Source organism: Cetobacterium sp. ZOR0034, from assembly GCF_000799075.1.
In the GTDB taxonomy this organism is placed as follows: Bacteria; Fusobacteriota; Fusobacteriia; order Fusobacteriales; family Fusobacteriaceae; genus Cetobacterium_A.
In genome coordinates this window covers 1-1,058 of record NZ_JTLI01000055.1, presented here as the reverse complement: position 1 = coordinate 1,058, position 1,058 = coordinate 1, and the positions used below count along the sequence as shown (strand labels likewise).

Below are 1,058 nucleotides of genomic sequence, written 5' to 3'. Positions count from 1 at the left end.
AAACAGGACTAAGAGAGCGTGGAGTAGAAAAGATTATTAAAATAGGGATGGTCTTTGCTAGCAAGATGCTAAAACTATACGTGAAATAGAAAATATTGATTTTTAGAATGTGGTATAATATATTAAAAAAAGGTGGTGGAAAGTATGGAGAGAAAAAAATTACCAATCGGAGTGAGTGACTTTAAAAAGCTAATAACAGAAAACTACTATTACATTGATAAAACAGGATTTATAGAGGAGATTTTAGAAAAAAAAGCAGAAGTTACACTGATATGTAGACCAAGAAGATTTGGTAAGACTCTGAATATGAGTACATTGAAGTATTTTTTAGATAAAAAAGATGCTCCAGAGAATATTGAACTTTTCAAAGGCTTAAATATAGAGAAAACTGAGTATATGAAAGAAGCAGGAAAATATCCAGTTATATTTTTAACACTGAAAGGATTAGATGGAGATAGTTATACAGAATTTTTAAGAAAGTTTAAAAGATTATTGAGTAAGCTCTTTAAAGAACATAAGCACTTAAAAAGTTTTTTAGATGAAGATGATTTGGTGAATTTTGAAAAAATTATCAATAGAAAAGATGACGCAGATTACGATATTGCGCTGCAATTTTTATCAGAGCTTTATGAAGAGTACATTGGAGTAAAACCAGTGCTACTAATAGATGAATACGATTCACCGATGATAGTTGCTCATGAAAAAGGGTATTATGAAGAGGTAAAAGATTTAATGGGTTCTTTCTATGGAAGTGCTTTAAAAGATGCACCAATCTCTTTTGCAGTAGTAACTGGGATTTTGAGAGTGGCAAAAGAGTCTATATTTTCTAGTCTAAATAATTTGAAGGTTTCCACGCTATTAATAAATAATTACAATCATTTTGGAATGACAGAAAGTGAAGTAGAAACTATTTTAAAGTATTATGGATTAGAGACAACTATGGATTCTGCTAAAAGTTGGTATAACGGTTATACTTTTGGAGATGAAAAAGTGTATAACCCTTGGAGTATATTAAATCACTGTGAGAATGGAGATTTAATATCTTACTGGGTAAATAC

At 30.0% G+C, this 1,058-nt stretch carries 1 protein-coding gene; it reads left to right on the top strand.

From position 1 onward, the window contains the following. Positions 1-144 precede the first annotated feature (144 nt). Positions 145-1,058 (top strand): AAA family ATPase (locus L992_RS10380; RefSeq protein WP_047396110.1); only part of this gene is annotated, 914 nt, incomplete at its 3' end.